Annotated in this window: 24 protein-coding genes; 7 read left to right on the top strand and 17 right to left on the bottom strand. The window is 62.9% G+C overall.

Going from position 1 to position 26,512, the window contains the following annotated elements:
* Positions 1–9 precede the first annotated feature (9 nt).
* Positions 10–630 carry a DUF1287 domain-containing protein gene (locus tag NKI50_RS02650; protein ID WP_352642709.1) on the bottom strand — a complete coding sequence of 207 codons (621 nt, stop codon included), beginning with the start codon at positions 628–630 and terminating at the stop codon, positions 10–12.
* Here NKI50_RS02650 and NKI50_RS02645 point away from each other — a divergent pair.
* Both NKI50_RS02645 and NKI50_RS02640 read left to right on the top strand, forming a co-directional pair.
* Positions 629–811, top strand: coding sequence for a hypothetical protein (locus tag NKI50_RS02645; RefSeq protein ID WP_352642707.1), 183 nt, complete (start codon positions 629–631; stop codon positions 809–811). The two genes, NKI50_RS02650 and NKI50_RS02645, sit on opposite strands and share 2 nt — an antisense overlap.
* Before the next feature lie 85 nt (positions 812–896).
* On the top strand, positions 897–2,093 hold the full coding sequence (locus NKI50_RS02640) for a DUF2865 domain-containing protein (RefSeq protein ID WP_352642705.1): 1,197 nt from the start codon (positions 897–899) through the stop codon (positions 2,091–2,093).
* On the opposite strand, the gene NKI50_RS02635 is transcribed toward NKI50_RS02640, so the two are convergent.
* From NKI50_RS02635 to NKI50_RS02615, 5 genes are all read right to left on the bottom strand, one after another.
* Positions 2,011–3,384: a glutamate--tRNA ligase gene (locus tag NKI50_RS02635; protein ID WP_352642703.1), complete on the bottom strand. Its 1,374-nt coding sequence runs from the start codon at positions 3,382–3,384 to the stop codon at positions 2,011–2,013. The genes NKI50_RS02640 and NKI50_RS02635 overlap by 83 nt on opposite strands.
* 133 nt (positions 3,385–3,517) lie before the next feature.
* Positions 3,518–5,323 (bottom strand): ABC transporter ATP-binding protein, encoded by a 1,806-nt coding sequence (locus NKI50_RS02630; protein ID WP_352642701.1) that lies wholly within the window; start codon positions 5,321–5,323, stop codon positions 3,518–3,520.
* A 389-nt stretch (positions 5,324–5,712) separates the two neighbouring features.
* On the bottom strand, positions 5,713–6,126 hold the full coding sequence (locus NKI50_RS02625; protein WP_352482216.1) for a GNAT family N-acetyltransferase: 414 nt from the start codon (positions 6,124–6,126) through the stop codon (positions 5,713–5,715).
* Between the two features lie 26 nt (positions 6,127–6,152).
* The gene (locus NKI50_RS02620) at positions 6,153–7,835 is read right to left on the bottom strand and encodes an NAD+ synthase (RefSeq protein ID WP_352715280.1); all 1,683 of its coding nucleotides are present in this window, start codon (positions 7,833–7,835) and stop codon (positions 6,153–6,155) included.
* A gap of 65 nt (positions 7,836–7,900) precedes the next feature.
* The gene (locus NKI50_RS02615; RefSeq protein WP_023720085.1) at positions 7,901–8,614 is read right to left on the bottom strand and encodes a DNA-3-methyladenine glycosylase I; all 714 of its coding nucleotides are present in this window, start codon (positions 8,612–8,614) and stop codon (positions 7,901–7,903) included.
* An 84-nt stretch (positions 8,615–8,698) separates the two neighbouring features.
* Here NKI50_RS02615 and NKI50_RS02610 point away from each other — a divergent pair, with 84 nt between their 5' ends.
* Together NKI50_RS02610 and NKI50_RS02605 are read left to right on the top strand one after the other, a co-directional pair.
* A complete protein-coding gene (locus tag NKI50_RS02610) occupies positions 8,699–9,262 on the top strand; it encodes a DUF1003 domain-containing protein (protein ID WP_352642697.1) in 564 nt (187 codons plus the stop codon).
* Positions 9,259–9,846, top strand: a complete 588-nt coding sequence (locus NKI50_RS02605) for a DedA family protein (protein WP_023720087.1) — start codon at positions 9,259–9,261, stop codon at positions 9,844–9,846. Before NKI50_RS02610 ends, NKI50_RS02605 begins: the two co-directional genes overlap by 4 nt.
* 3 nt (positions 9,847–9,849) lie before the next feature.
* Here NKI50_RS02605 and NKI50_RS02600 read toward each other — a convergent pair whose 3' ends face one another.
* The 6 genes from NKI50_RS02600 to NKI50_RS02575 all read right to left on the bottom strand — a co-directional run bounded on the left by NKI50_RS02600 (position 9,850) and on the right by NKI50_RS02575 (position 16,835).
* Positions 9,850–10,437, bottom strand: coding sequence for a hemerythrin domain-containing protein (locus NKI50_RS02600; protein ID WP_023720088.1), 588 nt, complete (start codon positions 10,435–10,437; stop codon positions 9,850–9,852).
* A gap of 40 nt (positions 10,438–10,477) precedes the next feature.
* Complete coding sequence (locus NKI50_RS02595; RefSeq protein WP_023720089.1) at positions 10,478–10,837, bottom strand: diacylglycerol kinase; 360 nt, start codon at positions 10,835–10,837, stop codon at positions 10,478–10,480.
* A gap of 76 nt (positions 10,838–10,913) precedes the next feature.
* Entirely contained in the window at positions 10,914–11,333 is a 420-nt protein-coding gene (locus NKI50_RS02590; RefSeq protein WP_352482212.1) for a GFA family protein, read from the bottom strand.
* Between the two features lie 147 nt (positions 11,334–11,480).
* Positions 11,481–12,854 (bottom strand): class II 3-deoxy-7-phosphoheptulonate synthase, encoded by a 1,374-nt coding sequence (locus NKI50_RS02585; RefSeq protein WP_352482211.1) that lies wholly within the window; start codon positions 12,852–12,854, stop codon positions 11,481–11,483.
* A gap of 179 nt (positions 12,855–13,033) precedes the next feature.
* Positions 13,034–16,534 carry a transcription-repair coupling factor gene (mfd, locus tag NKI50_RS02580; protein WP_352642694.1) on the bottom strand — a complete coding sequence of 1,167 codons (3,501 nt, stop codon included), beginning with the start codon at positions 16,532–16,534 and terminating at the stop codon, positions 13,034–13,036.
* A 13-nt stretch (positions 16,535–16,547) separates the two neighbouring features.
* Positions 16,548–16,835, bottom strand: coding sequence for a succinate dehydrogenase assembly factor 2 (locus NKI50_RS02575; protein WP_023720093.1), 288 nt, complete (start codon positions 16,833–16,835; stop codon positions 16,548–16,550).
* Positions 16,836–16,926: 91 nt separating this feature from the next.
* Between NKI50_RS02575 and recG the strand changes: the two genes are divergently transcribed.
* Positions 16,927–19,035, top strand: a complete 2,109-nt coding sequence (gene recG, locus NKI50_RS02570; protein WP_352642692.1) for an ATP-dependent DNA helicase RecG — start codon at positions 16,927–16,929, stop codon at positions 19,033–19,035.
* Here recG and NKI50_RS02565 read toward each other — a convergent pair.
* Together NKI50_RS02565 and glmS are read right to left on the bottom strand one after the other, a co-directional pair.
* On the bottom strand, positions 18,987–19,739 hold the full coding sequence (locus tag NKI50_RS02565) for a DUF502 domain-containing protein (protein ID WP_031194320.1): 753 nt from the start codon (positions 19,737–19,739) through the stop codon (positions 18,987–18,989). The genes recG and NKI50_RS02565 overlap by 49 nt on opposite strands.
* Positions 19,740–19,819: 80 nt before the next feature.
* A complete protein-coding gene (gene glmS / locus NKI50_RS02560) occupies positions 19,820–21,643 on the bottom strand; it encodes a glutamine--fructose-6-phosphate transaminase (isomerizing) (RefSeq protein WP_023720095.1) in 1,824 nt (607 codons plus the stop codon).
* A 226-nt stretch (positions 21,644–21,869) separates the two neighbouring features.
* On the opposite strand from glmS, the gene NKI50_RS02555 reads away from it, so the two are divergent.
* Positions 21,870–22,223: a hypothetical protein gene (locus tag NKI50_RS02555; protein WP_031194321.1), complete on the top strand. Its 354-nt coding sequence runs from the start codon at positions 21,870–21,872 to the stop codon at positions 22,221–22,223.
* A 1-nt stretch (position 22,224) separates the two neighbouring features.
* Here NKI50_RS02555 and glmU read toward each other — a convergent pair whose 3' ends face one another.
* On the bottom strand, positions 22,225–23,586 hold the full coding sequence (glmU, locus tag NKI50_RS02550) for a bifunctional UDP-N-acetylglucosamine diphosphorylase/glucosamine-1-phosphate N-acetyltransferase GlmU (RefSeq protein WP_352482206.1): 1,362 nt from the start codon (positions 23,584–23,586) through the stop codon (positions 22,225–22,227).
* A 130-nt stretch (positions 23,587–23,716) separates the two neighbouring features.
* Positions 23,717–24,664, bottom strand: a complete 948-nt coding sequence (locus NKI50_RS02545; RefSeq protein WP_352642686.1) for an AraC family transcriptional regulator — start codon at positions 24,662–24,664, stop codon at positions 23,717–23,719.
* Positions 24,665–24,793: 129 nt separating this feature from the next.
* On the opposite strand from NKI50_RS02545, the gene NKI50_RS02540 reads away from it, so the two are divergent.
* The gene (locus NKI50_RS02540; protein WP_352715275.1) at positions 24,794–25,687 is read left to right on the top strand and encodes an SDR family oxidoreductase; all 894 of its coding nucleotides are present in this window, start codon (positions 24,794–24,796) and stop codon (positions 25,685–25,687) included.
* Between the two features lie 66 nt (positions 25,688–25,753).
* Here NKI50_RS02540 and NKI50_RS02535 read toward each other — a convergent pair whose 3' ends face one another.
* Positions 25,754–26,500, bottom strand: a complete 747-nt coding sequence (locus NKI50_RS02535; protein WP_023720100.1) for a cytochrome c biogenesis CcdA family protein — start codon at positions 26,498–26,500, stop codon at positions 25,754–25,756.
* Positions 26,501–26,512: the final 12 nt, after the last annotated feature.

The following is a 26,512-nucleotide window of genomic DNA, read 5'->3' as shown; positions in this document are numbered from 1 at the left end:
GGGGCTTTCTCAGACTGGCTTGAACCGGAAATGCCCTGTCTGCCTGAAGGCAAACAAAGTGTCCTCTTCCCTGGCGCCGCCACCGATATTGTGAATGACCAACTTTCTTGTCGGCACCACAGTGGAGCGATTCGACGACACGATGGCAATATGCGACAGATTGCCGGGCAGCATCTGGGCGACGAGATCCCCAGGCCGATAGTCGGCAGGGTCTTGGCTGACGGGCAAGGCAGCGCCGCGCCGCTCAAAATAGACCGCAAGATTGGGAACACGGCGGTGGTCGATGTTGCGGTCGGGCGCTTTCAGGCCCCAAGCCTTCGGATAGTCGGCAAAATTGGCCCGCATATCCTCATGCACCAATTCTTGCAGATCGAGATCGAAGGCGCGGCGATACGCGCGGATCACGACATCCGTGCACACACCCCGCTCGGGCTCAACGTCCCCGCCCGGATAGGCCAGCCGTGTATAGGTCGGATCGTAGAGCGTGGTGACGCCGATCTGCTCACGGGCGGCTTCGACCAATTTGGTGCCCCAATCCGGCGTGATGGGCTTTTCCTGCGCCATGGCAACCGGCATCGCCAGGCACAAAAGACCAAATTGCACTGCGGCTCGACGGGTAATCGCGGTCATGCCAAGCCTCCGGGCATTGCTGGATCCAGGCATTCTTCCGGGCGAATACGCCTTTTTCGTGCAACGCCAGGATGTCGCGGTCCTGACAATGTCCGAGTATGCCGTGCGGCGTGGTCGACATGAGGCGCTGGTCGTGGTCGAAGCCGCGCACAAGGCGCAAGCCATCGCCGGTTTGGGCTGAAGCCGGAATCAGCGATATGCTAAACAAACGCTTAACCGCAAGCGCGGTAGCTTTCAGAACGGCAGACAGGCGGAGTTCCGGAGGGATGACGGGCGCACGTTGGAAGCTGACGCGGGCCGCCGCGCTGCTCGGTGCCTTGCTACTGTGCGACATCGCCGTCACTCAGGCGCAGGCCGCCTCCCGCCTCTGCCGCCAGCTTGAAGCCGATCTTGCTGCCGCTTCTCGTGGTGGCGGCGGCAAGCCGGCCTTGCTCAGGAAATATGACGACGCGATCGCCCGGCAGCGCCAGCAGATTTCAAAGGCCGTCAGCCAGTCCAGCAGCGCCGGCTGCGGCTTTTCGCTGTCTCGCCGCAACGCCAACGCATGCGCAGCACTCGACGCCACCATCGATCGCATGACAGCCAATCTCGACGACCTGCAGGCCAAGCGCGCCGATCTTGCCGGCGGTGGTTCGCGACGCGATCGCGCGCGCATATTGGCCTCGCTCGACGCCAATGGCTGCCGCGACGATGCGGCGGCGCCGACGCCCGCGCCCGTCCGCGAAGCCAGCGATGAAAATGGCAACGGAAACCTGCTCGACCAGCTTTTGGGCAGTGAACCCGGTGCGCCCGACCAGCGTGAAGAACCCCGCCAGGCTGAAGAGCTAAGTCAGCCGGGCAACATCCGCACCCTGCTCAACAACGCCGACATGGGCCAGCCGCGAGGAGAATTCCGCACCATGTGTGTGCGGACCTGCGACGGTTATTTCTTCCCGATGTCGAATGCTGCCTCGCTCGGCGATTTCGAGCGCGACCAGAAGAATTGCGAATCGAGCTGCCCCGGCACCGAAATGCAGGTTTTCTACACGCGCGGCATGAACGGCGATTCGGCGTCCATGACGTCTTCGGTGACCGGCAGGCCTTATATCGAATTGCCGACGGCCTACCTCTACAAGCAGTCCGACATGCCGCGGCCGCCGGCCTGCGGCTGCAACGCCGCGCAGAATTTCGAAATCATCGCCGGCAACCCGCCCAGCCCGGAACAACCCGAAGCGGAGACCACTCCGTTCATTCCGGTGCCGGTTGCCAGGCCTGATCCGGGTGCCGACCCGGAGACCTTGGCCAATGCGCAAGGCGGCCTCGACCGTCAGGCGATCAGACGCCTTGCAGTCAAACCCGTGCCTTCGCCGACGTCCCTGCCACCGCCGGAACAGCGCAAGGTCAGGGTCGTCGGGCCAACGTTCCTTCCCGACCCAGCAGCGGCAACAGATCTGCAAGCTCCGGACCCGAAGGCTGTCCCGTAAGCGCCAGCCTCAGCGGCATGAACAGCGCCTTGCCCTTACGGCCGCTCGCCGCTCGGATTTTGCCGGTCCAGTCTTTCCAGACGGTGCCGTTCCAAGGCTCCTCCGGCAGCAGCTCGAACGCCTGGCGAAGAAAGTCGCGGTCATCGTCGGAAAACTCCGCCGGCTCCTCTGGACCGTCTCGAAGCGTACGCCACCAGATCGCGGCATCGGCCAGCCTGTCGAGATTGCCGCGCACCGCCAGCCAGAAAGGCTCGGCCTGTTCGCCGGAGATGCCGAGCACGATCAGCCGGTCGCGCGCCTCGGAAAAGGGCATGTGGTGCAGCAGCGTGCGGTTGAGCACGAAGAGCTCGTCCGGATCGAATTTGGCGGCGGATTTCGATGTTGCCGCCGGATCGAAGCGCTCGGCAAGTTCAGCCATCGTCGGCACCGCCACGACGTTTTCCGAGGTACCGACGAGTACCGCCAGCGAAGCGACCGCCATTGGCTCTATGCCGCTCTCACGCAGGCTCTGTATGGACAGCGCGCCGGTGCGCTTGGAAAGCCCCTCGCCTGATGCTGTTGTCAGAAGATTGTGGTGGCCGACCACCGGCGGCTCGGCGCTGAGCGCCCGGAACAGGGCTATCTGGACGCCGGTATTGGTGACGTGGTCGTCGCCACGAATGACATGGCTGACGCCCATGTCGATGTCGTCGATCACCGAAGGCAGTGTGTAGAGATAGGTGCCGTCCTCGCGCCGCAGAACGGGATCTGAAAGCGAGGCGAGGTCGACGGTCTCCTCGCCGCGCACCAGGTCGTTCCAGTGGATTTCGGTGCGCTCCGGCTGCAGCGGATCGCTGCTGAAGTTGGGCAGCAGAAAGCGCCAGTGCGGCCGCCGGCCATCGGCCTCATATTCGGCGACCTGCTCGGGTGCCAGCGTCAGCGCCTCGCGGCCATAGACTGGCGGCAGGCCACGCGTGCGGCGCACCTTGCGCCTCAGGTCGAGCTCTTCAGGCGTCTCATAGCAGGCATAGACGAGGCGGGCCTCCTTCAGCCTTTCCAGTGCGGCATCATAGATTTCGACCCGCCGCGACTGATACTCCGTGGCATCGGGGAAGATGCCCAGCCAATGCAGGTCATAAAGGATGGCGTCGGAAAATTCCTGCGTCGAACGGGCAACGTCGGTATCGTCGAAGCGCTGGATGAAGCGGCCCTTGTTCTTGATGGCGAACAGCCAGTTGAACAAAGCGGTGCGCGCATTGCCGATATGGATGCGGCCGGTCGGTGACGGGGCGAAACGGACGGTAACTGTCATGAGCGGGGCGTACCGGATGGTTTTGCTGTTGACAAGACGCGCCCCCGCGCTCTGCGGCAGACATAGAACATGACGAAGACGAAGAAAAGACGGCAGCGCCGCGCGTCCATTAAGACGCGCCGCGCCGTAACCGTCAGATCACCAGGCCTTTGGTCAGCTCAAGCGCCTGACGTTCGAACAGCCGGCGGTAGATGCCGCCTTGCAGCCGGATCAGTTGGTCATGCGATCCCTCCTCGACAATGCGGCCGCGATCGAACACCAGAAGCCTGTCCAGCGCGCGCACGGTCGACAGCCGGTGGGCGATGACCAGCGTCGTGCGGCCGACCATCAAGCGCTCCATCGCCTGCTGGATCAGCACCTCCGATTCCGAATCGAGGCTCGACGTTGCCTCGTCCAGGATGAGGATGCGCGCATCGGCGAGGAAGGCGCGTGCGATTGCAACACGCTGACGCTCGCCGCCCGACAGCTTTACGCCACGCTCGCCGACCAGCGTGCCATAGCCTTTCGGCAAATCGGCGATGAAGTCATGCGCGCTGGCCAAGCGCGCCGCGTGCTCGATCTCGGCCTGCGTGGCGCTCGGCCGGGCATAGGCGATGTTTTCAGCCAGCGACCGGTGGAACAGGATCGGCTCCTGCTGGACGATCGCGATCTGTGCGCGCAGCGACGCCTGCGCGACATTGGCAATATCCTGGCCGTCGATCAGGATATTGCCCGCAGTCACGTCATAGAGGCGCTGGATCAGCTTGACGAATGTCGTCTTGCCGGAGCCCGAATGGCCAACCAGCCCGACCCGCTCGCCCGGCGCGATATCCGCCGAAAAGTCGCGATAGAGCGGCAAGCGATGGTTGCCGTAGTGGAACGTGACATTGTCGAAGGTGATACGGCCATCGGTGATCCGGATCGGTTTGGCGCGGGGCCGATCCTCGATGCCGAGTGGTTCGGACTGGAAGTCGACCAGTTCCTCCATATCGTTGATCGAGCGCTGCAGATTGCGGATATGCGTGCCGATGTCGCGCAGATAGCCTTGCAGCACGAAGAATGAGGTCAGCACGAAGGCGACGTCGCCGGCGCTCGCCTGCCCCCACGACCACAAAAGCAGTGAGAACCCGATGACCGCTGCCCTCAAAAGCAGCAGCATCGTGCCTTGCGTGGTGCCGTTGACGGTGCCGCGCACCCAGGTGCGCCGCGTGCGTGCGCGCCATTTGGCGACGACGTCGGCAAGCCGTGTCTCCTCGCGCTCCTCGGCGCCAAAACCCTTGACCACGGCATTACAGCTCACCGCATCGGCCAGCGAGCCGCCAAGCCGCGTATCCCACGCATTGGCAAGCCTTGCCGCGGGGGCGACATAGCCGAGCGACAGCATCGTCGTCACGGCGATGAACAGCACCGAGCCCGTCGCGACGACCGCGCCCATCAGCGGCCAGAACCAGCCGAGCAACAGCGTCGAGCCGACAAGCATGACGACCGACGGCAGCAGCGCGATCAGGATCGTGTCGTTGAGCAGGTCGAGCGCCCACATGCCGCGCGTTATCTTGCGCACCGTCGATCCGGCGAAGCTGTTTGCGTGCCAGTCGGTGGAGAAGCGCTGGACGCGGTGGAAGGCATCGGCGGCGATGTCGGCCATCATCTTCAGGGTCAGTTCGACGATGGCCATGAAGGCGAGATTGCGCAGCACGACACCGGTGAGCGCCAGGGCCACCAGCATCGAAAAGGCAGCCGTCGCGGCATTCCATGCGACATCGTCGGCAGTGGCACTGCTGGCAACGGCGTCGACCAGCCGGCCGGAATAGAGCGGCGTCAGCACGTCGGCCAGGGTCGACAGCAGGAATGTGGCCATGATCAGCGAAAGCCGCCACGGCTGGCGCCGCCAATGACTGAGCGTAAAACCAAGAACGCTGCGAAAGGCGCCCGCGCGCAAATCTATTCGAAAACGAGCCATGATGTCATTCGGGCGCAAACGAGCCCGATCCCGGAAAGGTCGAAATTGAAAAAACCGCGTCGGGCGAATTAGCACCCAAGGAAAGCGGAGGTTCGGCACATTTGGCGGCTCGCCCGAATACGGGCGGCGACCGGCATCGACGAACGCCTGTTCTCAGCTCGGCTTCGCCGCAAAGGTAAGAACCTTCGGGCTCACCGATTGGGACCTAGGCTTCGCGGCCTCGCATGACGATGTCAAATCCTGGCATTTCGGTCCTCCCCAAGGGGATCGCGGAAAGGCGTTTATAGAGACGCCTCAACGCCGCGCCAAGTCAGTAGATGGTCGAAAGCGCATCTGGTCCAACCAGTGAGACGATTTTGCAACAACGGTCGGTTGTGCGCTGCCTCTGTTCAGGCTGCCGGGACGCGGTCGAGGCGCATATAGCGGCCGTCGGTGGAAGGCCTGAAGCCGAGCTTCTCGTAGACCGCGTGGGCATCGTTGGTAGACAGGCTCCAGTGGGTGACAGTCTTGCAATCCGGGTGGTCGATAAGCGCCTGGACAAGCCGGGTCCCGATGCCTTGCCCGCGATACCCGGGCCAGACAATGATGTCGGCGAGATAGGCAAATACCGTACGGTCGGTGATCGCCCGGCCAAAGCCGACCTGATTGCCGCCGACATAGGCGCCGACGCACAGTGAGTTGGCAAAGGCGCGGCGGTGCAGTTCATCGCTGCGGCCGCTGCCCCAATAGCTCTCCTTCAAAATGTCGGACGTCGCCCGGAAGTCGATCTGCGACAGGTCGAAGCTGATTTCAAAGTTGGCCATGGCTAAACCGTTATGCAGCCAATCGCCTACCCGCCATCCCTGAACCGGTTGGTAATGGGATAGCGGCGGTCGCGGCCGAAATTCTTCCTGGTGATCTTCACACCGGGTGCCGCCTGCCGGCGCTTGTATTCGGCGACGTAAAGCAGGTGCTCGACGCGCGTCACCGTCGCCCGGTCATGGCCGCGCGCAACGATGTCATCGACACCCATCTCGTTCTCGACCAGACACTCCAATATGTCGTCGAGCACTGGATAGGGCGGCAGCGAATCCTGGTCGGTCTGGTTCTCGCGCAGTTCCGCCGAGGGCGCCTTGTCGATGATATTATTCGGGATCACCTCGCCGGACGGACCGAGCGCACCCGGCGGCACATGCGCGTTGCGCCAGCGCGACAGCGCATAGACCTGCATCTTGTAGAGGTCCTTTATCGGGTTGAAGCCGCCATTCATGTCGCCATAGAGCGTGGCGTAGCCTACCGACATCTCGCTCTTGTTGCCGGTAGTGACCACCATCGAGCCGAACTTGTTGGAAATCGCCATCAGGATGGTGCCACGGGCCCGGCTCTGCAGGTTTTCCTCGGTGATGCCTTCCTTGGTGCCCTCGAAAAGCTGCGTCAGTGTGTGCAGGAAGCCCTCGACCGGCTCGAAGATCGGCACGATATCGTAGCGGCAGCCGAGCGCGCGCGCGCAGTCTTCGGCATCCTTCAGCGAGTCCTTCGAGGTGTAGCGGTAAGGCATCATCACCGCCCGCAGCCGTTCCTCGCCGAGCGCATCGACGGCAAGTGCTGCGCAGATCGCCGAATCGATGCCGCCGGAGAGGCCGAGCACGACATTCTTGAAGCCGTTCTTGTTGACGTAATCGCGCAGTCCCAACATGCAGGCGCGATAGTCGGCCTCCTCCTTCTCCGGGATTTTCGACATCGGTCCATCAGAGCAGACCCAGACGTCATTCTTTCGCTTCCAGGTGGTGACGTTGACCGTCTCCTCGAACTGGCTCATCTGGAAGGCCAGCGTCTTGTCAGAGCCTATGGCAAACGACGCGCCGTCGAAGATCAGCTCGTCCTGGCCGCCAAGCTGGTTGGCATAGATAATCGGCAGTCCGCATTCGATGACCTGGCGGATGACGATCTGGTGGCGGACGTCGACCTTGCCGCGGTAATAGGGCGAGCCGTTCGGGACCAGCAGGATTTCCGCGCCGCTTTCGGCCAGCGTCTCGCAGACAGCAACCGCGCCCCAGATATCTTCGCAGATCGGTATCCCCACGCGCACGCCGCGGAAATTGACCGGCCCCTGGATCTCGGGTCCGGCCTGGAAGACGCGCTTCTCGTCGAACTCACCGTAATTCGGCAGGTCGAGCTTGTAGCGTTCGGCAAGGATCTTGCCGCCATCGGCAAAGATGATCGAATTGTGCGTGCCGGTCTTGCGCTTCAGCGGCGTGCCGATGATGACGCCCGGGCCGCCATCGGCGGTATCGCCGGCGAAGTCCTCGGCAGCCCGCTCGCAGGCCTTCAGGAAGGCGGGCTTCAGCACCAGATCCTCAGGCGGATAGCCGGCCAGGAAAAGCTCGGTGAACAGCACGAGATCGGCGCCCTGGCGGGCGGCATCCGCCCTCGCCTCGCGCGCCTTGGCAAGATTGCCGGCGACGTCGCCGACCGTCGGATTGAGCTGGGCGACGGCGATGCGCAATATGTCTGGAGCGGTCTTGTCGATCATGCCTGTGGGTTTAGCGCGGCAAAATTCGTCCGGCAATGGCGTTCGTTTGGACCAAACAATCGGTCCTATTCGCCCATATATTCGCGTAGCGCCTCCGGCGGATGGTTCTCGCCGATCGACATTGCCAGAATGCGCGAAATGTGTCGGCGCGGCAGCTCGGTCTCCGCCGCCCAGGCGTTGATCTGCACCTGGATCTTGTCTAGGTCCTTCTTCGATGTCGGGCTCTGCGCGATGTCGAGCCCGGCGTCGCGCAGCGCTGCCGCCATGTCGGCCGAGACGATGAAGGCGTCCCACTCCAGCCAGCGCAGAAAATACTGGCCGGTATTGCCGCCGAGCCGGCTCCCGTGCTTGCCGAGATAAGCCATCAGCCCGACCTGATCGCCGGCCGGCCAGTCGGCGAGGAACTTGCCGAAGCTGCCATGCTCCTTCGACACGCGCTCGACGAAGGCTGCGTTGTCGCGTACCGACTTGATCTTCTGCGGATTGCGCACGATGCGCTTGTCGGCGGTGAGATCGTGCCAGAAATCGTCAGGCTGGAACAGCAGCCGCTTCGGCTCGAAGCCAAGAAATGCTTCCTCGAAACCTGGCCATTTCTGCTCGATGACGCGCCAGACGAAGCCGGCGGCAAAGACCCGTTCGGCCATGGTCGACAGGATCCGGTCATCCGCAATCTTTGCCAGCGCGGCATTGTCGGGCGTAGGGCCCAGCAGCGACGTCAGCGCTGCCTCACCGCCTTTGCGTTTCGCCGCACGGGCGCGAATCTTCTGAAAATCCACCATTGTTTCCTGACCCCATCGCGTCAATCTACCACTTCCCGTATGAACCGGCAGCTTCTACCTCTATCGCTGACGACGGAGGCGACGATGAACAAAACGATCGAGGACCTGGCAAACCGCTGGCTGAAGCGAAAGCCGGACGGCCTCAGCGCGCTCGAAAGCCGGGTGCTGCAATCAACGCTCGAGCGCACCACGATCTCCAAAGACACCAACAAGGCCGTCGCCTTTCACCAGACGTTTGGCGACCGCCTGGCTGACACCATCGCCCGGATCGGCGGTTCGTGGTCCTTCATCCTGACATTCATTGGCTTCCTGATCCTGTGGACGGCAGGCAATGTCTGGCTCTTGTCGCGCGCCGCCTTCGATCCCTATCCTTTCATCTTCCTCAATCTCGTGCTTTCCATGGTTGCTGCCCTGCAGGCGCCAGTGATCATGATGGCGCAGAACCGCCAGACCGAGCGCGATCGTATCGACGCCGCCCACGACTATGAGGTTAATCTCAAGGCCGAGATCGAGATCATGGCGTTGCATGAAAAGCTCGACGAACTGCGCCACAGCCAGATCATCGGCATGCGCGACGAGATCGCCCGGCTGGCCGAGCAGGTGAAGCGCATCGACGAGATTCTGTCGAACCAGCGGACGTCTTCATGACGGAAGCCATCCATCGTCTCATTGAGCAATATGGGCTGGTCGCGGTTTTTCTGGGCTGCGTCGCCGAGGGCGAAAGCGCCGCCATCCTTGGCGGTTTCTTTGCGCATCAGCATGTCTTCGTCCCGTGGCAGGCCTTCCTCGCGGCGGCGCTCGGCGCCTTCGGTGGCGACACGTTCTTTTTCATCCTGGGACGGAGCTTCGCCGACCATAAATTCGTGATCGGACTCCGAGCCCGGCCAGGGTTCAGCCACGCCTACCGCCTTGTCACCTCTCATCCCAACATTTTCGTGCTGTCGAACCGCTACATCTATGGCCTGCGCCTGGTCGGTGGTATCGCAGCCGGGCTGTCGGGTATCGCCGCAGCGCGCTTCGTCATCCTCAACGCCATCTCGTCGGTAGTCTGGGCGGCACTGTTCTGCACTGTCGGTTATGTCTTCGGGCTGGGCGCGGAGCGCATCGTCGGCCAGGCGCTGGCCCGCCACGAGCGGTTGCTGATCGCCCTGGTCATCGGTCTCGTTGTGGCCATCCTCGGCTGGCTGGCGTCGCACGTCCTCGCCAAGAAGGAGCTTCGCAAGGGAAGCTGATCGTCAATCAATGCCGAGCGCGCGGTCGCCCTTCTCGAGGATCAGCGGAATGATCAGGTCTTCCTCGTCGGCAAGATGCCGGGTCAACATGGCGATCAGCCGGCTGTTCTCGTCGGCATAGGCATCGGCGGCGAAGCGCTGTTTGTCCTCGCTCTCCTGAAGCGTGCCGATGAAGGCATTTGCCGCCTCGGCATTGCGCTCCAGTCCCTCATGGATTGTGTGGTGATCGGCATCCAGGATTTCGAAGCCGCGCTTCAGACGAGTCTCGGCCCTGGCGAAGACCGGGAAATAGTGATGGTCCTCGACATTGTGGTGGCCATCGAGATTGCCGAGGAAATGATTGAGGCGCGGCGCGAACCAGCGTGCGAATTCCGGCGCGTTCAGCCTGCCCTCACGATAATCGCCAATGCCGTTGGTGAGCATGCCGCCAAGGTCGCGGAACATGTCGTGCCGCTGCAGCCACATATTGGCCATGCCGTGGATGTTGGCATGCGCCTGCCAGTCCTCGCGCGGATATTTTTCCACCAGCCAGCGCAGATCGTCCGGCAGGCCCTCACGTTCAAGCAGCAGAAATCCGGCGGTATCGGCCATATCGGTCTCCTCGATTAACCGGCATGTGGTGCCTGAAACCTCAGATCGGTACCCCAACGATGCGCTCGATGACTGCGACGCCCCAGACGCCGGCGACGATCACCACCGAAATCAGCACCGCCAGCGAACCGCAATCCTTGGCTAGCTGGATGTCGATGTTGAATTCGCGGCTGAACGCGTCGCATGCCGCCTCAATGCCGGTGTTCAGCACTTCGATCATGATCATGAGCAGCACCGCACCGATCAGCAGGGCATAGCCGCGCCACGATTCTGAAAGGAACCAGCCGAGCGGCAGCGCAAGCACAAGCAGGACCAGTTCCAGCTGGAAGGCCTCCTCGCCGGCGGCCAGTTTGCGAAACGCCCGCACCGAATTGTAAAAAGCGTCGATCAGCCGCTGCATGCCAGAACCCTTCGGAATCACCGGCAGGGGATAGCGCAATGGCTGGATCAAGGGAATAAGGCGGCCTCTTCAAAAATCAGCCGTCTGCTACCTTGATCGACGGCGTCGACTTCTCGAACTGCGGCAGCCCATCGTCGATCGCGTAGTAATCGCCCTTGTCGCCGACGAAGATATGACATTCCCCTTGAAGTCCGGTTGGCGCGTCGAACAGGCCGGCCATGACCGAAACGTAGCCACCCTCCATCGGTTTCCAGAACAGCAGCGATCCGCATGTCTTGCAGAAACCGCGCCTGGCAAACGAAGATGCCTCGTACCAGGTGACGTTCTCTGCGCCGGCGATTGTGATGTCGCGATCGGCGACATTGGTCGCGGCATAAAAATGCCCGCTCTGCTTTCGGCACTGCGAGCAATGGCAGTAGATAACGCCGCGTAGCGGTCCTCGCGTCTGCAACCGCACTGCCCCGCACAAGCATGATCCGCTGTGACTGTCAGCCATCTCGGCCTCCCAATGCAATTGCCATCGCTTGGCAGGATTCCAGTTTTGCGCGCGTTACGCACGAGCAAATGCGACACCCGCCGGATTGAATACAAAAAGCGCCGGATTTCTCCGGCGCTTTTTCAATATATCAAAGTTCAGATCGCATCAGCCGTTGACGGCCTGCTTGTGCTGGACCGGATGGCTCTTCTTGAGCAGATCGGACACCAGGAAGGCCAGCTCGATCGCCTGGTCGGCATTGAGGCGCGGGTCGCAATGGGTGTGGTAGCGATCCTGCAGCTCTTCGGCGGTGATGGCGCGGGCACCACCGGTGCACTCGGTGACGTTCTTGCCGGTCATCTCGATGTGGATGCCGCCGGGATGCGTGCCTTCGACGCGATGCACCTCGAAGAAGGTCTGCACCTCCTTCAGGATGCGGTCGAACGGCCGTGTCTTGTAGCCGGCGGCCTCGATGGTATTGCCATGCATCGGATCCGACGACCACACCACGCTGCGGCCTTCCTTCTGCACCGCGCGCACCAGTTTGGGCAGATGTTCGGCGACCTTATCGGAACCGAAGCGGGCAATCAGCGTCAGCCGGCCAGGCTCGTTCTCCGGATTGAGCAGGTCGATGAGCTGCAACAGGCCGTCCGGCGTCAGCGACGGGCCACATTTCAGGCCGAGCGGGTTCTTGATGCCACGGCAGTATTCGACATGCGCGTGGTCGGGTTGGCGCGTGCGATCGCCGATCCAGATCATGTGGCCGGAGGTGGCGTACCAGTCGCCCGAAGTCGAATCGACGCGGGTCAGCGCCTCTTCATAACCGAGCAGCAGCGCTTCGTGGCTGGTGTAGAAATCGGTCTCGCGCAGTGCGTAATTGGTCTCCGAGGTGATGCCGACGGCCTTCATGAAGTCCATCGTCTCGGTGATGCGGTTGGCGAGCGACTCGTATTTCTCGCCCTGCGGGCTGTCGGACACGAAGCCGAGCATCCATTGATGCACGTTCTCCAGGCTGGCGTAGCCGCCCTGGGCGAAGGCGCGCAACAGGTTGAGCGTCGCCGCCGACTGGCGGTACGCCATCTCCTGCCGCGCAGGATCGGGAATGCGCGACTTGGCATCGAACTCGATGCCATTGATGATGTCGCCGCGATAGCTGGGCAGCGTCACACCGCCCTTGGTCTCATTGTCGGACGAGCGCGGCTTGGCGAACTGGCCGGCGACACGGCCGACCTTCACCACCGGCTGCGCGCCGGCGAAGGTCAGTACCACCGACATCTGCAAAAAGACGCGGAAGAAGTCGCGGATATTGTCGGCGCCATGCTCGGCGAAGCTCTCGGCGCAATCGCCACCCTGCAGAAGGAATGCGTCCCCGGCAGCGACGGCTGCAAGCTGCTTCTTCAGCTTGCGCGCCTCACCTGCAAAAACCAACGGCGGAAAGGTGGCGAGCTGGGCTTCCGTGTTCCTCAGCGCGACAAGGTCCGGATAGGCAGGAACCTGCTGGATCGGCTTAGCTCTCCACGAATTCGGCGACCATTTCGTCATCGAAGCACCCAACGCTCTTTCGCACGGACGCCATCGCCCGCCAATCCGCCCAATATGGGGTCGCGGCTCCATACACGAAGCCGATTTCCTATTCTAGACCGGAATTGGCCGCGTGGCGAATGGGCACGGCACGGTGAAAGTGCCGGTGCGGCTGTGCCCAGAGCACCAGCGACACCCTGCTACGCCGCCGCCTTCTCCACCAGCCGTGCCAACTGCGTCATGACAACCGCCGAGCCTGCCAGCCGCTTTTCGGGGGTCGGCCAGTCGCGGCTGAAGACGACGCTCTGGTCGGGCCGGATCTTGGCCAGCGAGCCCTGTTCGCCGATGAGCTTGACCAGCCCGACCGGATTGGGGAATTCCCGCTTGCGGAAATGGATGACGACGCCTTTCGGCCCGGCGTCGAGCTTCTCGACGTTGGCCTTGCGGCAAAGCGCCTTGATGAAGACGATCTTCAACAGATGTTTTACCTCTTCCGGCAGCGTCCCGAACCGGTCGATCAGCTCGGCGCCGAAAGCATCGATCTCTGCCGTATTTTCGAGATCGCCAAGACGGCGATAGAGCGCCAGCCTGAGCTGCAGGTCCGGGACATAGCTTTCCGGGATCATCACCGCTGTGCCGACGGCGATCTGCGGCGACCAGCCGCCGTCCTGCACCTCGCCGGAATCCTTCACTTCGGCCACCGCCTCCTCCAGCATCTGTTGGTAGAGCTCGAAACCAACCTCCTTGATGTGGCCCGACTGCTCTTCGCCGAGCAGATTGCCGGCGCCGCGGATATCGAGGTCGTGGCTAGCCAGTTGGAAACCGGCGCCGAGCGTATCGAGCGACTGCAGCACTTTCAGCCGACGCTCGGCTGTATCGGTGAGCTTGCGGTTGGCGGGCAGTGTGAACAGCGCGTAGGCGCGCACCTTCGAACGGCCGACACGGCCGCGCAGCTGATAGAGCTGCGACAGTCCGAACATATCGGCGCGGTGCACTATCAGCGTGTTGGCGGTCGGGATATCGAGGCCGGATTCGACGATGGTGGTCGACAAAAGCACATCGTACTGGCCGTCATAGAAGGCGTTCATGATGTCGTCGAGTTCGCCCGGCGGCATCTGGCCATGCGCCACCGCCACTTTCAGCTCAGGCACGGATTCGCGCAGAAAATCATGGATTTCCGCGAGATCGCTGATGCGCGGCACGACATAGAAGGAATGGCCGCCACGGTAGCGCTCGCGCAGCAACGTTTCGCGGATGACCAGCGGATCGAAGGGCGAGATGAAGGTGCGCACTGCCATGCGGTCGACCGGCGGCGTAGCGATCAGCGACAGCTCGCGCACGCCGGTCAAGGCAAGCTGCAACGTTCGCGGGATCGGCGTCGCCGACAAAGTCAGGACGTGGACGTCGGTCTTCAGGTCTTTCAGCCGTTCCTTGTGCTTGACGCCGAAATGCTGCTCCTCGTCGATGATCAGCAGGCCGAGATTCTTGAACGAGATCGAGGAGCCGAGCAGCGCGTGCGTGCCGACGACAATGTCAACCTGACCTTCGGCGATGCCCTTCTTGGCCTCGGCCAGTTCCTTGGCGCCGACCAGCCGCGAGGCCTGGGCGACACGGATCGGCAGGCCCGAGAAGCGCTGCGAGAAGGTCTTGAAATGCTGGCGCGACAACAATGTCGTCGGCACCACCACCGCCACCTGAACGCCTTCCATCGCCGCGATGAAGGCGGCGCGAAGTGCAACTTCGGTCTTGCCGAAGCCGACATCGCCGCAGATCAGCCGGTCCATCGGCTTTCCGGCGCCTAGATCATCCATGACCGAATCGATCGCCGTCTGCTGGTCATCGGTCTCCTCATAGGGAAAACGCGCTGCAAACTCGCCATAGAGGCCTTCCGCCGGCACCAGCGCCGGTGCGGCCCGCATCTGCCGCTCGGCGGCGATGCGGATCAGCTGCCCGGCCATGTCGAGCAGGCGCTTCTTCAGCCGCGCCTTGCGCGATTGCCAGGCGCCGCCGCCAAGCTTGTCGAGCGTCGCCTCGGCCGAATCCGAGCCATAGCGCGACAGCAGCTCGATGTTTTCCACAGGCAGGAACAGCCGATCATCGCCGGCATAGTGGATTTCGAGGCAATCGTGAGGCGCACCAACCGCCTCGATGGTACGCAACCCGATGAAACGGCCAATGCCATGATCGGAATGGACGACAATATCGCCCGAGGACAACGCCGAAGCCTCGGCGATGAAGTCGGACGCGCGCTTCTTGCGCTTCGAGCGTCGGATCAGCCGGTCGCCGAGAATGTCCTGCTCGGCGACAACGACCAGTTTCTCCGTCTCGAAGCCGGATTCGAGCGGCAGCACGGCCAGTCCAGCCTGCCCCGGCTCAAGCCTTTCGGCTTCGGCAAGCGTCGCCACCGGCTTCAGATTGCCAAGATGATGCTCGGCCAGGATCTGACCAAGCCGGTCGAGCGAACCCTCGGTCCAGCCGGCGACGATGACGCGGCGGCGTGCAGCGCGCTCGTCGGAAATGTGTTTTACGACGACGTCGAAAACGTTGGCGCTAGGGTCGGCGCGTTCCTCGACGAAGCTGCGGCCGTGGCGCGAGCCGGCATGGAACACCTTTTTCGCACCGGCATCGGGCGCATCGAACGACGTGAAGTCTATTGCTTCGCGCGGGCCAAGCGAGGCAATCAGGTTCTCTGGCGACAGATAGAGCAGATCCGGCGGCACCGGCTTGTAGGGCACCGCGTCCTTCAAGGCGCCGTCTGCCTGCTTCTTGCGCGCTTCGTAGTGGTCGAGGATCAGAGTGTGGCGCTCGGCCAGTGCCTCATGCGCCAGATGGTCGAAAACCACAGGCGCGTCGGGTAGATAGTCGAAGACGGTTTCCAGCCGCTCATAGAAGAACGGCAGCCAGTGCTCCATGCCGGCAAACCGCCTGCCCTCGCTGACCGCTGCATAGAGCCCATCGTCGCGCGAGGGTGCGCCAAAGGCTTCGATATAGGCACGGCGGAAGCGGCTGATGGTTTCCGGCGTCAGCGCCACCTCGCTCATCGCCTGCAACGCCATCGACTTGCGCTGGCCGGTGGTTCTCTGTGTTGCGGTGTCGAAGACGCGGATCGATTCCAGCGTATCGCCGAAGAAATCGAGGCGCAGCGCCTCCGCCCATCCGGGCGCGAAGAGATCGAGGATGCCGCCCCGCACTGCAAATTCGCCGATGCCGCGCACCGTCGGTACCCGCTCGAAGCCGGAAGTCTCCAGCCGCGACACCAGTACGTTCATGTCGATCTGGTTACCGGGCTTGGCGTGAAAGGTCTGCGCCTCGACGAGTTCCGCCGGCGGAATGCGCTGAAGCAACGCATTCGCGGTGGTGAGAATGACGGCGCGGTGCGGCCTCTTCGCCAGCGCAATCATTGCTGCCAGCGCATCGAGCCGCCTTGCGGCGGCATCGGCGCCGGGCGAGACGCGGTCGTAAGGCAGGCAATCCCAGGCCGGCAGTTCCAGCACCGGCAGGCCCGGCGCGGCAAAGGCAAGCGCCTCGACGATCGCCGGCAGACGCTGGCCGTCGCGTGCCACGAAAAGCACCGGCTTGTCAGGGGCGATCTCGTGCGCAGCCTGCACCAGCGCAAAGGCTTCGTAGCCGTCGGCGACGCCATCGACAATGAACTGGCCGGCGCGGCCTTTCGGCAGACCGATCGTAGGGATAAGGCTCATGGCTACACGTTGTTCAGAAGGTCATGTCCCGGCGCGAAGCCAGGATTTTTTGCAGGACGGCACAATCTATATCCGTCGGAACCGGGCGCTCGCCGGTGACGATAGGCAGGAATTCGGTGTCGGGAATGTCGAGAAGCCTCTCATATTGGTCGATTTCGTCGCCGGTCAAGGCGCCGATCTCGGCATCGGCGAAGCTGCCGAGTATCAGGTCCATCTCGCGCATGCCGCGGTGCCACGAACGAAACAGAAGCTTGCGGCGGCGGGTATCGAGCCCCTCGCTTGATCGAGTCGTTCCGGTCATCGTGCAACATCCTTGCCCAGGCGGCGCATATAGCGTGGATAGAAGGCGGTGTCAGCCTTGCGCTACGGCCGGCGCAACATAAGCTGACATCATGCGTCCCTCCCTCCTCGATCCGCTGTTTGTCCCGATCACCTCGCTTGCCGGCGTCGGGTCGAAGGTTGGCGCATTGATCGAGAAAGTCGTGGCGGCGGATCTCGGCGACCGGGCAGCGCGCGCCGGCGACCTCTTGTTCGTGCTGCCGCATACTGTCATCGATCGCCGCAACCGGCCGGGCATCGCCGGTTCGGCCGAGGGCGCAATCGTCACGCTCGATGTGCGCATCGACCGCCACCAGCCGCCGCCGCGCGGCAACAGATCGGTACCCTACCGGGTCTACGCCCATGACGAGACTGGCGAGATCGCGCTGACCTTCTTCCATGCCCATGCCGCCTATCTCGAAAAAGCGATGCCCGTAGGCGAGCATGTCGTCGTCTCGGGCCGCATGGAATGGTTCAACGGCCGCCCGACCATGGTTCATCCCGACCATATCGCACTTGCCGGCGACGCAGAAAACCTCCCATTGGTCGAGCCGGTCTATCCGCTGACCGCCGGGCTCTCGGGCAAGGTGCTGCGCCGGGCGATTGGCCAAGCGCTGGCCCGCCTGCCGGTGCTGCCCGAATGGCAGGACGGCGAGTTCCGCCGCCGCCACGCCTTTCCTGCTTTCGGCGATGCGCTCACCCGCGTCCACAATCCTGCCGACCCGATCGACGTCTCAGTCGACGGCGCAGCGTGGCAGCGCCTTGCCTATGATGAGTTCTTGGCCGGCCAGGTATCGCTGGCGCTGGTCCGGGCCAAGGTCCGCCGATTATCGGGCCGGCCACTCGTCGGCGACGGCCGCATAGTCGAACAACTGCGCGCGGCACTCCCCTATTCGCTGACCATGTCGCAGGAAATGGCGCTTGCCGAAATCAACGCCGATCTTGGCGACCCCGAACGCATGCTGCGCCTTTTGCAGGGCGACGTCGGCTCCGGCAAGACGGTGGTCGCGCTGCTTGCCATGGCGCGTGCCGTCGAGGCCGGCGGCCAGGCGGCATTGATGGCGCCGACCGAAATCCTGGCGCGCCAGCATCTGGCAACGATTGCGCCGTTGGCGGAACGGTCCGGCTTGCGCGTCGCCATCCTCACCGGCCGCGAAAACGGCCGCGAGCGCGCCGACACGCTGACCGGGCTGGCCAATGGCGACATCGACATGGTCGTCGGCACCCATGCGCTGTTCCAGCAAACGGTGACGTTCCATGACCTCGTGTTCGCCGTCGTCGACGAGCAGCACCGTTTCGGCGTCCACCAGCGCCTTGCCATCACCGCCAAGGGCGATGCGCCCGACATGCTGGTGATGACGGCAACGCCGATACCGCGGACGCTGGTGCTGACTGCCTTCGGCGACATGGACGTGTCCAAGCTGACGGAAAAGCCGGCCGGCCGCCAGCCGATCCGCACCGTCACCTTGCCGCTTGAACGGCTCGACGAGCTGATCGGCCGCATGCTCGACGCTGTCGCCGATGGCCAGAAAATCTACTGGATCTGTCCGCTGGTTGAGGAATCCGAGGAGATCAAGCTGATGTCGGCCGAGGACCGTTTTGCCTCGCTGAAGCCGCTGTTCGGTGATCGGATTGGCCTGGTGCATGGCCGCATGAAGGGCGCCGACAAGGACGAGGCGATGCGCGCCTTCAAGCAGGGTGAAACGCGCATCCTGATCGCCACCACGGTGATCGAGGTCGGCGTCGATGTGCCTGACGCAACAATCATGGTCATCGAGCATGCCGAGCGTTTTGGCCTTGCCCAGTTGCACCAATTGCGCGGCCGGGTCGGGCGCGGCGACAAGCCGTCGTCCTGCGTGCTGCTCTACAAGGACCCGATTGGCGAGACGGCCAAACGCCGGCTGTCGGTGATGCGCGAGACCGAGGACGGCTTCCGCATCGCCGAAGAGGATCTGAAGCTGCGCGGCGAAGGCGAGTTGCTCGGCACCCGCCAATCCGGCACGCCGGGCTTCCAGGTGGCGCGCATCGAGGCGCATGCCGACCTGCTCGAGGCCGCCCGCGACGATGCGCGGCTGATCCTGTCGCGTGATCCGGAACTGCAGTCCGAACGCGGCACGGCGCTGCGCCTGCTGCTCTATCTATTCGGCCGCGACGAGGCCGTGCGGCTCCTGCGCGCCGGCTGAGGCATCGCGTCGAGCGGCGGATTGGCGAGCGCGCCGTGGATCTGCTCGCCGTTCACCGTCACCATTTTGACCGCCGGCGCCACCAGGCCGGCCGAAACGATCAGCTTGGCTCCGTCCTCGATCGTCATGTCGAGCAGCACGATGTCGGATTTCGGTACATACATCAGAAAGCCCGTAGTCGGGTTAGGCGTACACGGCATGAACACCGCAATCAGCGGATCGCCTTGCTGGTCGAGCTTCTGGTTGATCTCGGTTTCCTTCTCGCTGGCGACGAAGACCAGCGACCAGACCCCCTTGCGCGGATATTCGACCAACCCGACCTGGCGGAACATGTCGCCCTTGTTCGACAGCACGGTCTCGAAAATCTGCTTCAGCGAGCCGTAGATGCCGCGCACCAGCGGCATGCGGCCAAGCAGGCGCTCGCCGAAGTTGACGATGGCGCGACCGACGATATTGGCTGTCAGGAAACCGATAAAGGTGATGAGGATCAGGGCAACGATCAGCCCAAAACCCGGCACTGGAAACGGCAGGTAGGTGTCCGGATTGTAGCGTACCGGGATGTAGGGTTTCACCCAGGAATCGACCCAGCCGATAAGCGACCAGGCAATGTAGGCGGTGATCGCCAATGGCGCGCAAACGACGAAGCCGGTCAGGAAATAGTTTCTCAGCCGGGTCATGCCTGAGGTCTTGAGAGCATCCGACATGGTTCACCGCAGCGTGTGTTTGCAACGCGACACTACTGAACCCGAAGGCGCTTTGGAATTGCGAAGTTTTTAAACGAGACCTATTCCACCGTTACCGATTTCGCCAGGTTGCGAGGCTGGTCGACGTCCGTGCCCATGAACACGGCGGTGAAATAGGCGAGCATCTGGATCGGCAGCGCGTAGATGATCGGCGAGATGATTTCCGGCACGTCCGGCAAAACGATCGTCTCCATCGTCTTCACCGTAGCGTGTGCAGCGCCCTTGCTGTCGGTGATCAGGATGATCTTGCCGCCGCGCGCCGCCACCTCTTGCATGTTCGACACCGTCTTTTCGAAGATGCGGTCGTGCGGGGCGATGACGATGACAGGCATGTTCTCATCGATCAGTGCGATCGGCCCGTGCTTCAGCTCGCCGGCGGCATAGCCTTCGGCGTGGATATAGGAAATTTCCTTGAGCTTCAGCGCGCCTTCCATGGCCAGCGGAAAATTGGTGTCGCGGCCGAGGTAAAGTACATTCTTGTAGTGCGAGAGGTCGCGAGCGATCTTTTCGATCTGCCCATCGAGCTTCAGCACCTGGTTGGCGTAACGCGGCGCTTCGGATAGCGCGCGCACCAGTGTCTTCTCCTGCTCGGGCGAAATGGTCCCACGCGCCATACCAGCTCGCACCGCCAGCGAAGCCAGCACGGAGAGCTGGCAGGTGAACGCCTTGGTCGAGGCGACGCCGATCTCCGGGCCGGCCAGTGTCGGCAGGATGACGTCGGATTCGCGCGCCATGGTCGATTCGCGCACATTGACCACAACACCGATCTTCATGCCGGCCTTGCGGCAGTAGCGCAGCGACGCCAGTGTGTCCGCCGTCTCGCCCGATTGCGAGATAAAGAAGGCGGCATCGGTCTTCGACAGCGGCATCTCGCGGTAGCGAAACTCCGAGGCGACATCGATGTCGACCGGCAGCCGCGCATAGCGCTCGAACCAGTATTTGCTGATCAACCCGGCGAGATAAGCGGTGCCACAGGCCGAAATCGCCAGCCGGTCGATCTTGGCGAAATCGAATGGCAGGTCGAGCGGCTTCGAGACGCCACCGACGAAATCCACATAATGTGCCAGCGTGTGCGAGATCACTTCTGGCTGTTCGTGGATTTCCTTTTCCATGAAATGGCGCCGGTTGCCCTTGTCGACCATGAAGCTCGTGCTGAGCGACTGCTGGCGTTTGCGGTCGACCTTGTTGCCGTCCATGTCGAAGATGGCAACGTCGTTGCGGCGCACTACCGCCCAGTCGCCGTCTTCCAGATAGGTGATCGAGTTGGTGAACGGGGCAAGCGCGATGGCGTCGGAGCCCAGGAACATCTCGCCATCGCCATGTCCGACGGCCAGCGGCGGGCCATTGCGGGCGCCGACGATCAGATCCTCGTCGCCCTTAAACATGATGGCCAGCGCAAAGGCGCCTTCCAGCCGCTTCAGCGCCTGATGCGCGGCCTCGACCGGCTTCAGGCCCCTGGCCAGTTCGCGCGCCACCAGATGGGCGACGACCTCGGTGTCGGTCTGCGAGGAAAACGTATAGCCGTCGCGGATCAACTCATCGCGCAATTCGGCGAAATTCTCGATAATGCCGTTATGGACGATGGCGAGCCCGTCGGAAAAATGCGGATGCGCATTGGTCTCGTTCGGCACGCCATGCGTTGCCCAGCGCGTGTGGCCGATGCCGATCGTGCCACCGAGCGGTTCGTCCTTCAGCCGGCGCTCGAGATTGATCAGCTTGCCTTCGGCACGGCGACGGGCGAGATGGCCATGATCGATGGTCGCGACGCCGGCCGAATCATAGCCGCGATATTCGAGCCTTTTCAGCGCATCGACGATAAGCGGCGCGACCGGCGAGTTACCGACTATTCCAACGATACCGCACATGGCGCTTCCCCCGACTCTGACTTCAAACCCGGCACTATTTAGAGACTGCCTGGCGACCGCGAAAAATCACATTCCATTTCGTCCGGTATCAGCCGGACTATCCTGCACAGATGCACCATCACAGAGCGCTCTTGCAATCCGGTTACTGCAATTGCTCAGTTTCTCCGCTCATATATCCTATCTCGCCTCAAAGGCTCCTGAAATCAGTCAAAGACATGATGCGGCCATGAACGAACGAATTGACACGGTGACACTTTGGCGTCCGGTTGGGCCACGCGAACTGGAGTTGATCCAGAGTTCAGGGATGCGCGCCTTTCCTCCTCGACTTGCCGATCAGCCGATCTTCTATCCGGTAACGAGCGAGGCCTATGCCACCCAGATCGCCCGAGACTGGAATGTGCCCGCGAGCGGATCAGGTTTCGTGACCCGTTTCGAGGTGCGCCGCAGCTTTCTGGACCGTTACAGCGTCCAGCATGCCGGCAGCCGGGCGCATCTGGAATACTGGATCCCGGCCGAAGACCTGTCCGCCTTCAACGATGCAATCGTTGGGGAAATCCAGCTTGTCGCTGAGTTCCGTTAGGCTATCCTTTTTTGTGGGCAGCCGCGGCCGAAGCGAACCGTTCGCGCAACTCCTTGCCCTTGCCGGGCAGAGTCCGCTGGCGGGCACGGCCGAAGGCCAGTGCATCGTCGGGCACGCTTTCGGTGATGACGCTGCCCGAGGCGATGTAGCCGCCCTTGCCGATCGACACCGGCGCCACCAGCGAGGAATTCGAGCCGATGAAGGCGCCCTCGCCGATATCGGTGAAGAATTTCGAATAACCGTCATAATTGCAGGTGATGGTGCCGGCGCCGATATTGGCGCCTGCGCCGATGCGGGCATCGCCGATATAGGTCAGGTGGTTGACCTTGGCGCCCTCCTCGACGATCGCTTGCTTTACCTCGCAGAAATTGCCGACCTTGGCTTTGTTTCTCAGATCGGCCCCGGGCCGCAGCCGCGCGAACGGCCCGACATCGCAATTCGACGCGATGGTTGCGCCTTCGATATGGCTGAAGGCATGGATCTTGGCGCCCGTGGCGATTTTCACGCCCGGCCCGAACCAGACATTGGGCTCGATGATCGTATCGGCGCCGATATCGGTGTCGTGCGAGAAGAACACGGTTTCTGGCGCAATCAGCGTCACGCCGGAAAGCATCGCTTCATGCCGCCGGCGCGCCTGCCAGATGCCTTCCGCCTGGGCAAGCTCGGCGCGGTTGTTGATGCCGAGGGCATTTTCGAAACTGGCTTCGATGGCGACGACATCAAGTCCTTGCGCAGCGGCGATCTCGACGATGTCGGTGAGATAATACTCGCCCTTGGCGTTCTTGCTGCCGACTTGATCGAGCAGCTTCAGCGCATGCCTGCCGGCGACCGCCATCAGCCCGCCATTGCAGAAGGTGATTTTCTTCTCCTCGTCCGAACAGTCCTTCTCCTCGCGGATGGCGACGAGCTTGCCGGCCTTTTCGATAAGCCGGCCGTAGCCCGAAGGATTTTCCGTACGGAAGCCGACCACGACGACAGCCGCACCTTCGGCCAGCTTCAGCCGCGCCGCCGCCAGTGCTTCCGGATCGATTAACGGCGTGTCGCCAAACATCACCAGGATGTCATCATAACCCCTTGATATCGCTGCCCGCGCGGCAAGCACGGCGTGCGCGGTGCCGAGGCGCTTTTCCTGAACAAAAGTCTCGACCTTCGGCGCGAACTTGAGTGCCGCCTTGCGCATCTCGTCGGCGCCATGGCCGATCACCAGCGCCAGATCACCGCTGCCGGCGGCTTCAGCCGCCTTGACGACGTGGGCAACCATCGGCAGGCCGGCGATTGTGTGCAGCACTTTCGGCACCGCACTCTTCATGCGCGTGCCTTCACCGGCAGCGAGGATGATGGACAGGCAGGATCTCTGGCTCATGGGGACAGCAACCGTTGAAAGGAGTCTGGAATCGAAGCGTTGGTAGCACCGGCGCCATGCTGCACCAATGCGGTTAAATTCCGGTGAGACGGTGGAACCTCCAACCCGCGAGACGCTCAAGCCGATCGGCTCAGGCGGCTTCCGCCTCGTTGCGTGATGCGAAGCCGGGGGCTCGGCCACGACCGTATTGCCGTGGCGAACAGTTCATGACCCGCTTGAAGGCTGTGCTGAAGGCGCTTTCGGATTCGTAACCGAGCGACAGCGCGATGAGGGCGACGGGATCGCTGGAATTCGTCAGCCGGTCGCCGGCCAGCAGCATTCGCCAGCGCGTCAAATAGTCCATGGGCGATGCGCCGACCGTCTCCTTGAATCTAAGCGCAAAGGTCGATCGCGACATGCCGGCCCGTTCCGCCAGCTCCTGTAACGTCCAGCCATGCGCCGGATCGTCGTGCATGGCGCTGATCGCCGCGCCCATCTGTTTGTCCGCCAGGGCAAAGAGCCAGCCGATGCAACCTTTCAATCCTTCCGAAAGATGCAGCCGCAGCGCCTGAACCAGCATCATGTGGGCGAGGTGCCGGATCACCAGAAAGCCGCCCGGTTGTGGCTCGCGCAGCTCCTGCATCATCCGCTCCACCGACCAGCGCAGCGCAGACTGGTCCGACTCTTTGCGGATATGCACAATGGCTGGCAGCATCCGCAACAGGATGCCGGCATGATTGCCGCCAAGCGCGAAGCGGCTGCTGACCAGAAAGAAATCACCGCCGCCATTGTGGGTCACGACACCGCCGGCTCGCGCTGGCGGAAAAATCTTGACGGCTTCAACAGGCGCCAGGCCCATGTCGCTTGCAAGGCGGAAAGGCCGTCCGCTCGGCAGCAGGAAACAGTCCCCCGTCTCAAGGTGCACTGCGTCGGCAACGCCCTCCACCGAAAGCCAGCACCGGCCCGAGACCACCGCTCCCGTCTTGATGCTTTGCTGCTGGTCGGGGAACTGGATCGACCATTCACCACCTGCATCGAAGCCGGCCGACATATAGTTTCGCGGCTTCAGCAGCGAGAGCACATCTGAAAGGGGATCCATGGGTCATTCCGGACGATTGCGAAGATAATACGGACTTTACCGCATAGATCGTATTTTCTCAAGCGCCTATCACGACGCCACCGGGCCGCGAACATGGTCGTGGTCAGAAATGAACAAGGAGAAGTCGTGATGCGTGTTTTCCTTACCGGAGCGACCGGATTCGTCGGTTCTGCCGTCGTTCAAGAACTCATCGGTGCCGGCCATCAGGTGCTCGGCCTCGCCCGCTCGGAGGCGTCGGCCAAGTCGCTTGCCGCGACTGGAGCCGAGGTGCATCGAGGCGACCTCGAAGACCTGGAGAACCTGCGCAGGGGTGCGGCAGCCGCCGATGCGGTGATCCACACCGGGTTCAACCACGACTTTTCGAAGTTCGCGCAAAACTGCGAAATGGACCGGCGCGCCATCGAGGCGATGGGCGGTGCACTCGAAGGCTCCGAGCGCTCCCTGCTCGTCACCTCCGGAACCGCGCTCCAGGCGCGGGGCCGTATCGCGACGGAGGAAGATGCGCCTGTCCCCGCTTCCGCTTCGTATCCCCGCGCCTCCGAAGCGACAGCCGCCGCGCTGGCGGCACGCGGGGTGTGCGCGTCGGTTGTCCGCCTTCCGCCGTCGGTCCATGGCCAGGGCGACCACGCCTTTGTTCCGATCCTCATCGACCTTGCTCGCAAGAAGGGCGTGTCGGCCTATGTCGGCGAAGGGCTCAATCGCTGGCCCGCCGTGCATCGGTTCGATGCCGCCCGCATCTACCGGCTTGCGCTCGAGCATGGCGCCGGTGGCGGGCGCTATCACGCGATCGCCGAAGAAGGCGTGCCGTTCAAGGACATCGCTGGCGTGATCGGCCGGCGCCTGAACGTGCCGGTCGTCGCCAAGTCCGCCGAAGAGGCCGGCGATCATTTTGGCTGGTTCACGATGTTCGCGGCGATGGATGTCCCGACTTCAAGCGAGCGAACCCGCGCGCTGCTGGGCTGGGCGCCGAGCGGACCCGGGCTCATCGTCGATATCGACCAGCCAAGCTATTTCGGAGGCTGAACGGACCACGTAGCTGTGGTACCTTGTGCCGCAGTTACGGCCTCGCGCCTCGGCCGGGCGGCAAACCTATCCCAATTGCCCCAGCACCGGAAAATTCTCGAGCAACCAATAGGACGCCGCCTGCACGCCGCCGGTCAGGAAAAACACGCCGGCCACGACCAGCAGCGCGCCAATGGCTTTTTCGACGCGGCCGAGATGGACGCGGAATTTCCCGAGAAAGCGCATGAAGGCGCCGGAAAACAGCGCCGCGACCAGGAACGGTATGCCGAGGCCGAGCGAGTAGGCGGCAAGCAGCAGCGCGCCCTCGCCCACCGTCTCGCGGCCGCCGGCAAGCGTCAGGATCGGCCCCAGCACCGGGCCGATGCAGGGCGTCCAGCCAAAGGCAAAGGCCAAGCCCATGACGTAAGCGGCGATCAGGCTGGCCGGCTTGCCTTGTGACTGGAAGCGCGCCTCGCGTGAAAGCAAAGGGATGCGCAATACGCCGAGGAAATTCAGCCCCATCAGGATGATCAGCACTCCGGCCGCCATTGCCAGCGGCTCCTGCCAGACCCGTAGCAGATGGCCGATAGTGGAGGCGCCGGCGCCCAGCGCGACGAAGACGGTCGAGAAGCCGAGCACGAAGGCGATGGAGGAATTAACCAGCGCGCCTCGCGCGCCAGCCTTTGCCGCAATGCCGGCTTCGCCGCGGAAATCGTCGACCGACACGCCGGCCATGTAGCACAGATAGGGCGGTACCAACGGCAGCACGCAAGGTGACAGGAACGAAATCGCTCCCGCCCCGATCGCGCTGACATAGCCGACGTCCAATGCCATTTCCGTCTCCCG

This window comes from Mesorhizobium sp. M0563 (genome assembly GCF_040321065.1).
In the GTDB taxonomy this organism is placed as follows: domain Bacteria; phylum Pseudomonadota; class Alphaproteobacteria; order Rhizobiales; family Rhizobiaceae; genus Mesorhizobium.
This window is presented reverse-complemented; position numbering and strand designations above follow the sequence as displayed.

What these genes read in the sequence shown, in the direction of transcription:
- NKI50_RS02645 (WP_352642707.1), top strand. Translation starts at nt 629, where the DNA reads ATGCCAAGCCTCCGGGCATTGCTGGATCCAGGCATTCTTCCGGGCGAA.
- NKI50_RS02650 (WP_352642709.1), bottom strand. Translation starts at nt 630, where the DNA reads ATGACCGCGATTACCCGTCGAGCCGCAGTGCAATTTGGTCTTTTGTGC.
- NKI50_RS02640 (WP_352642705.1), top strand. Translation starts at nt 897, where the DNA reads ATGACGGGCGCACGTTGGAAGCTGACGCGGGCCGCCGCGCTGCTCGGT.
- NKI50_RS02635 (WP_352642703.1), bottom strand. Translation starts at nt 3,384, where the DNA reads ATGACAGTTACCGTCCGTTTCGCCCCGTCACCGACCGGCCGCATCCAT.
- NKI50_RS02630 (WP_352642701.1), bottom strand. Translation starts at nt 5,323, where the DNA reads ATGGCTCGTTTTCGAATAGATTTGCGCGCGGGCGCCTTTCGCAGCGTT.
- NKI50_RS02625 (WP_352482216.1), bottom strand. Translation starts at nt 6,126, where the DNA reads ATGGCCAACTTTGAAATCAGCTTCGACCTGTCGCAGATCGACTTCCGG.
- NKI50_RS02620 (WP_352715280.1), bottom strand. Translation starts at nt 7,835, where the DNA reads ATGATCGACAAGACCGCTCCAGACATATTGCGCATCGCCGTCGCCCAG.
- NKI50_RS02615 (WP_023720085.1), bottom strand. Translation starts at nt 8,614, where the DNA reads ATGGTGGATTTTCAGAAGATTCGCGCCCGTGCGGCGAAACGCAAAGGC.
- NKI50_RS02610 (WP_352642697.1), top strand. Translation starts at nt 8,699, where the DNA reads ATGAACAAAACGATCGAGGACCTGGCAAACCGCTGGCTGAAGCGAAAG.
- NKI50_RS02605 (WP_023720087.1), top strand. Translation starts at nt 9,259, where the DNA reads ATGACGGAAGCCATCCATCGTCTCATTGAGCAATATGGGCTGGTCGCG.
- NKI50_RS02600 (WP_023720088.1), bottom strand. Translation starts at nt 10,437, where the DNA reads ATGGCCGATACCGCCGGATTTCTGCTGCTTGAACGTGAGGGCCTGCCG.
- NKI50_RS02595 (WP_023720089.1), bottom strand. Translation starts at nt 10,837, where the DNA reads ATGCAGCGGCTGATCGACGCTTTTTACAATTCGGTGCGGGCGTTTCGC.
- NKI50_RS02590 (WP_352482212.1), bottom strand. Translation starts at nt 11,333, where the DNA reads ATGGCTGACAGTCACAGCGGATCATGCTTGTGCGGGGCAGTGCGGTTG.
- NKI50_RS02585 (WP_352482211.1), bottom strand. Translation starts at nt 12,854, where the DNA reads ATGACGAAATGGTCGCCGAATTCGTGGAGAGCTAAGCCGATCCAGCAG.
- mfd (WP_352642694.1), bottom strand. Translation starts at nt 16,534, where the DNA reads ATGAGCCTTATCCCTACGATCGGTCTGCCGAAAGGCCGCGCCGGCCAG.
- NKI50_RS02575 (WP_023720093.1), bottom strand. Translation starts at nt 16,835, where the DNA reads ATGACCGGAACGACTCGATCAAGCGAGGGGCTCGATACCCGCCGCCGC.
- recG (WP_352642692.1), top strand. Translation starts at nt 16,927, where the DNA reads ATGCGTCCCTCCCTCCTCGATCCGCTGTTTGTCCCGATCACCTCGCTT.
- NKI50_RS02565 (WP_031194320.1), bottom strand. Translation starts at nt 19,739, where the DNA reads ATGTCGGATGCTCTCAAGACCTCAGGCATGACCCGGCTGAGAAACTAT.
- glmS (WP_023720095.1), bottom strand. Translation starts at nt 21,643, where the DNA reads ATGTGCGGTATCGTTGGAATAGTCGGTAACTCGCCGGTCGCGCCGCTT.
- NKI50_RS02555 (WP_031194321.1), top strand. Translation starts at nt 21,870, where the DNA reads ATGAACGAACGAATTGACACGGTGACACTTTGGCGTCCGGTTGGGCCA.
- glmU (WP_352482206.1), bottom strand. Translation starts at nt 23,586, where the DNA reads ATGAGCCAGAGATCCTGCCTGTCCATCATCCTCGCTGCCGGTGAAGGC.
- NKI50_RS02545 (WP_352642686.1), bottom strand. Translation starts at nt 24,664, where the DNA reads ATGGATCCCCTTTCAGATGTGCTCTCGCTGCTGAAGCCGCGAAACTAT.
- NKI50_RS02540 (WP_352715275.1), top strand. Translation starts at nt 24,794, where the DNA reads ATGCGTGTTTTCCTTACCGGAGCGACCGGATTCGTCGGTTCTGCCGTC.
- NKI50_RS02535 (WP_023720100.1), bottom strand. Translation starts at nt 26,500, where the DNA reads ATGGCATTGGACGTCGGCTATGTCAGCGCGATCGGGGCGGGAGCGATT.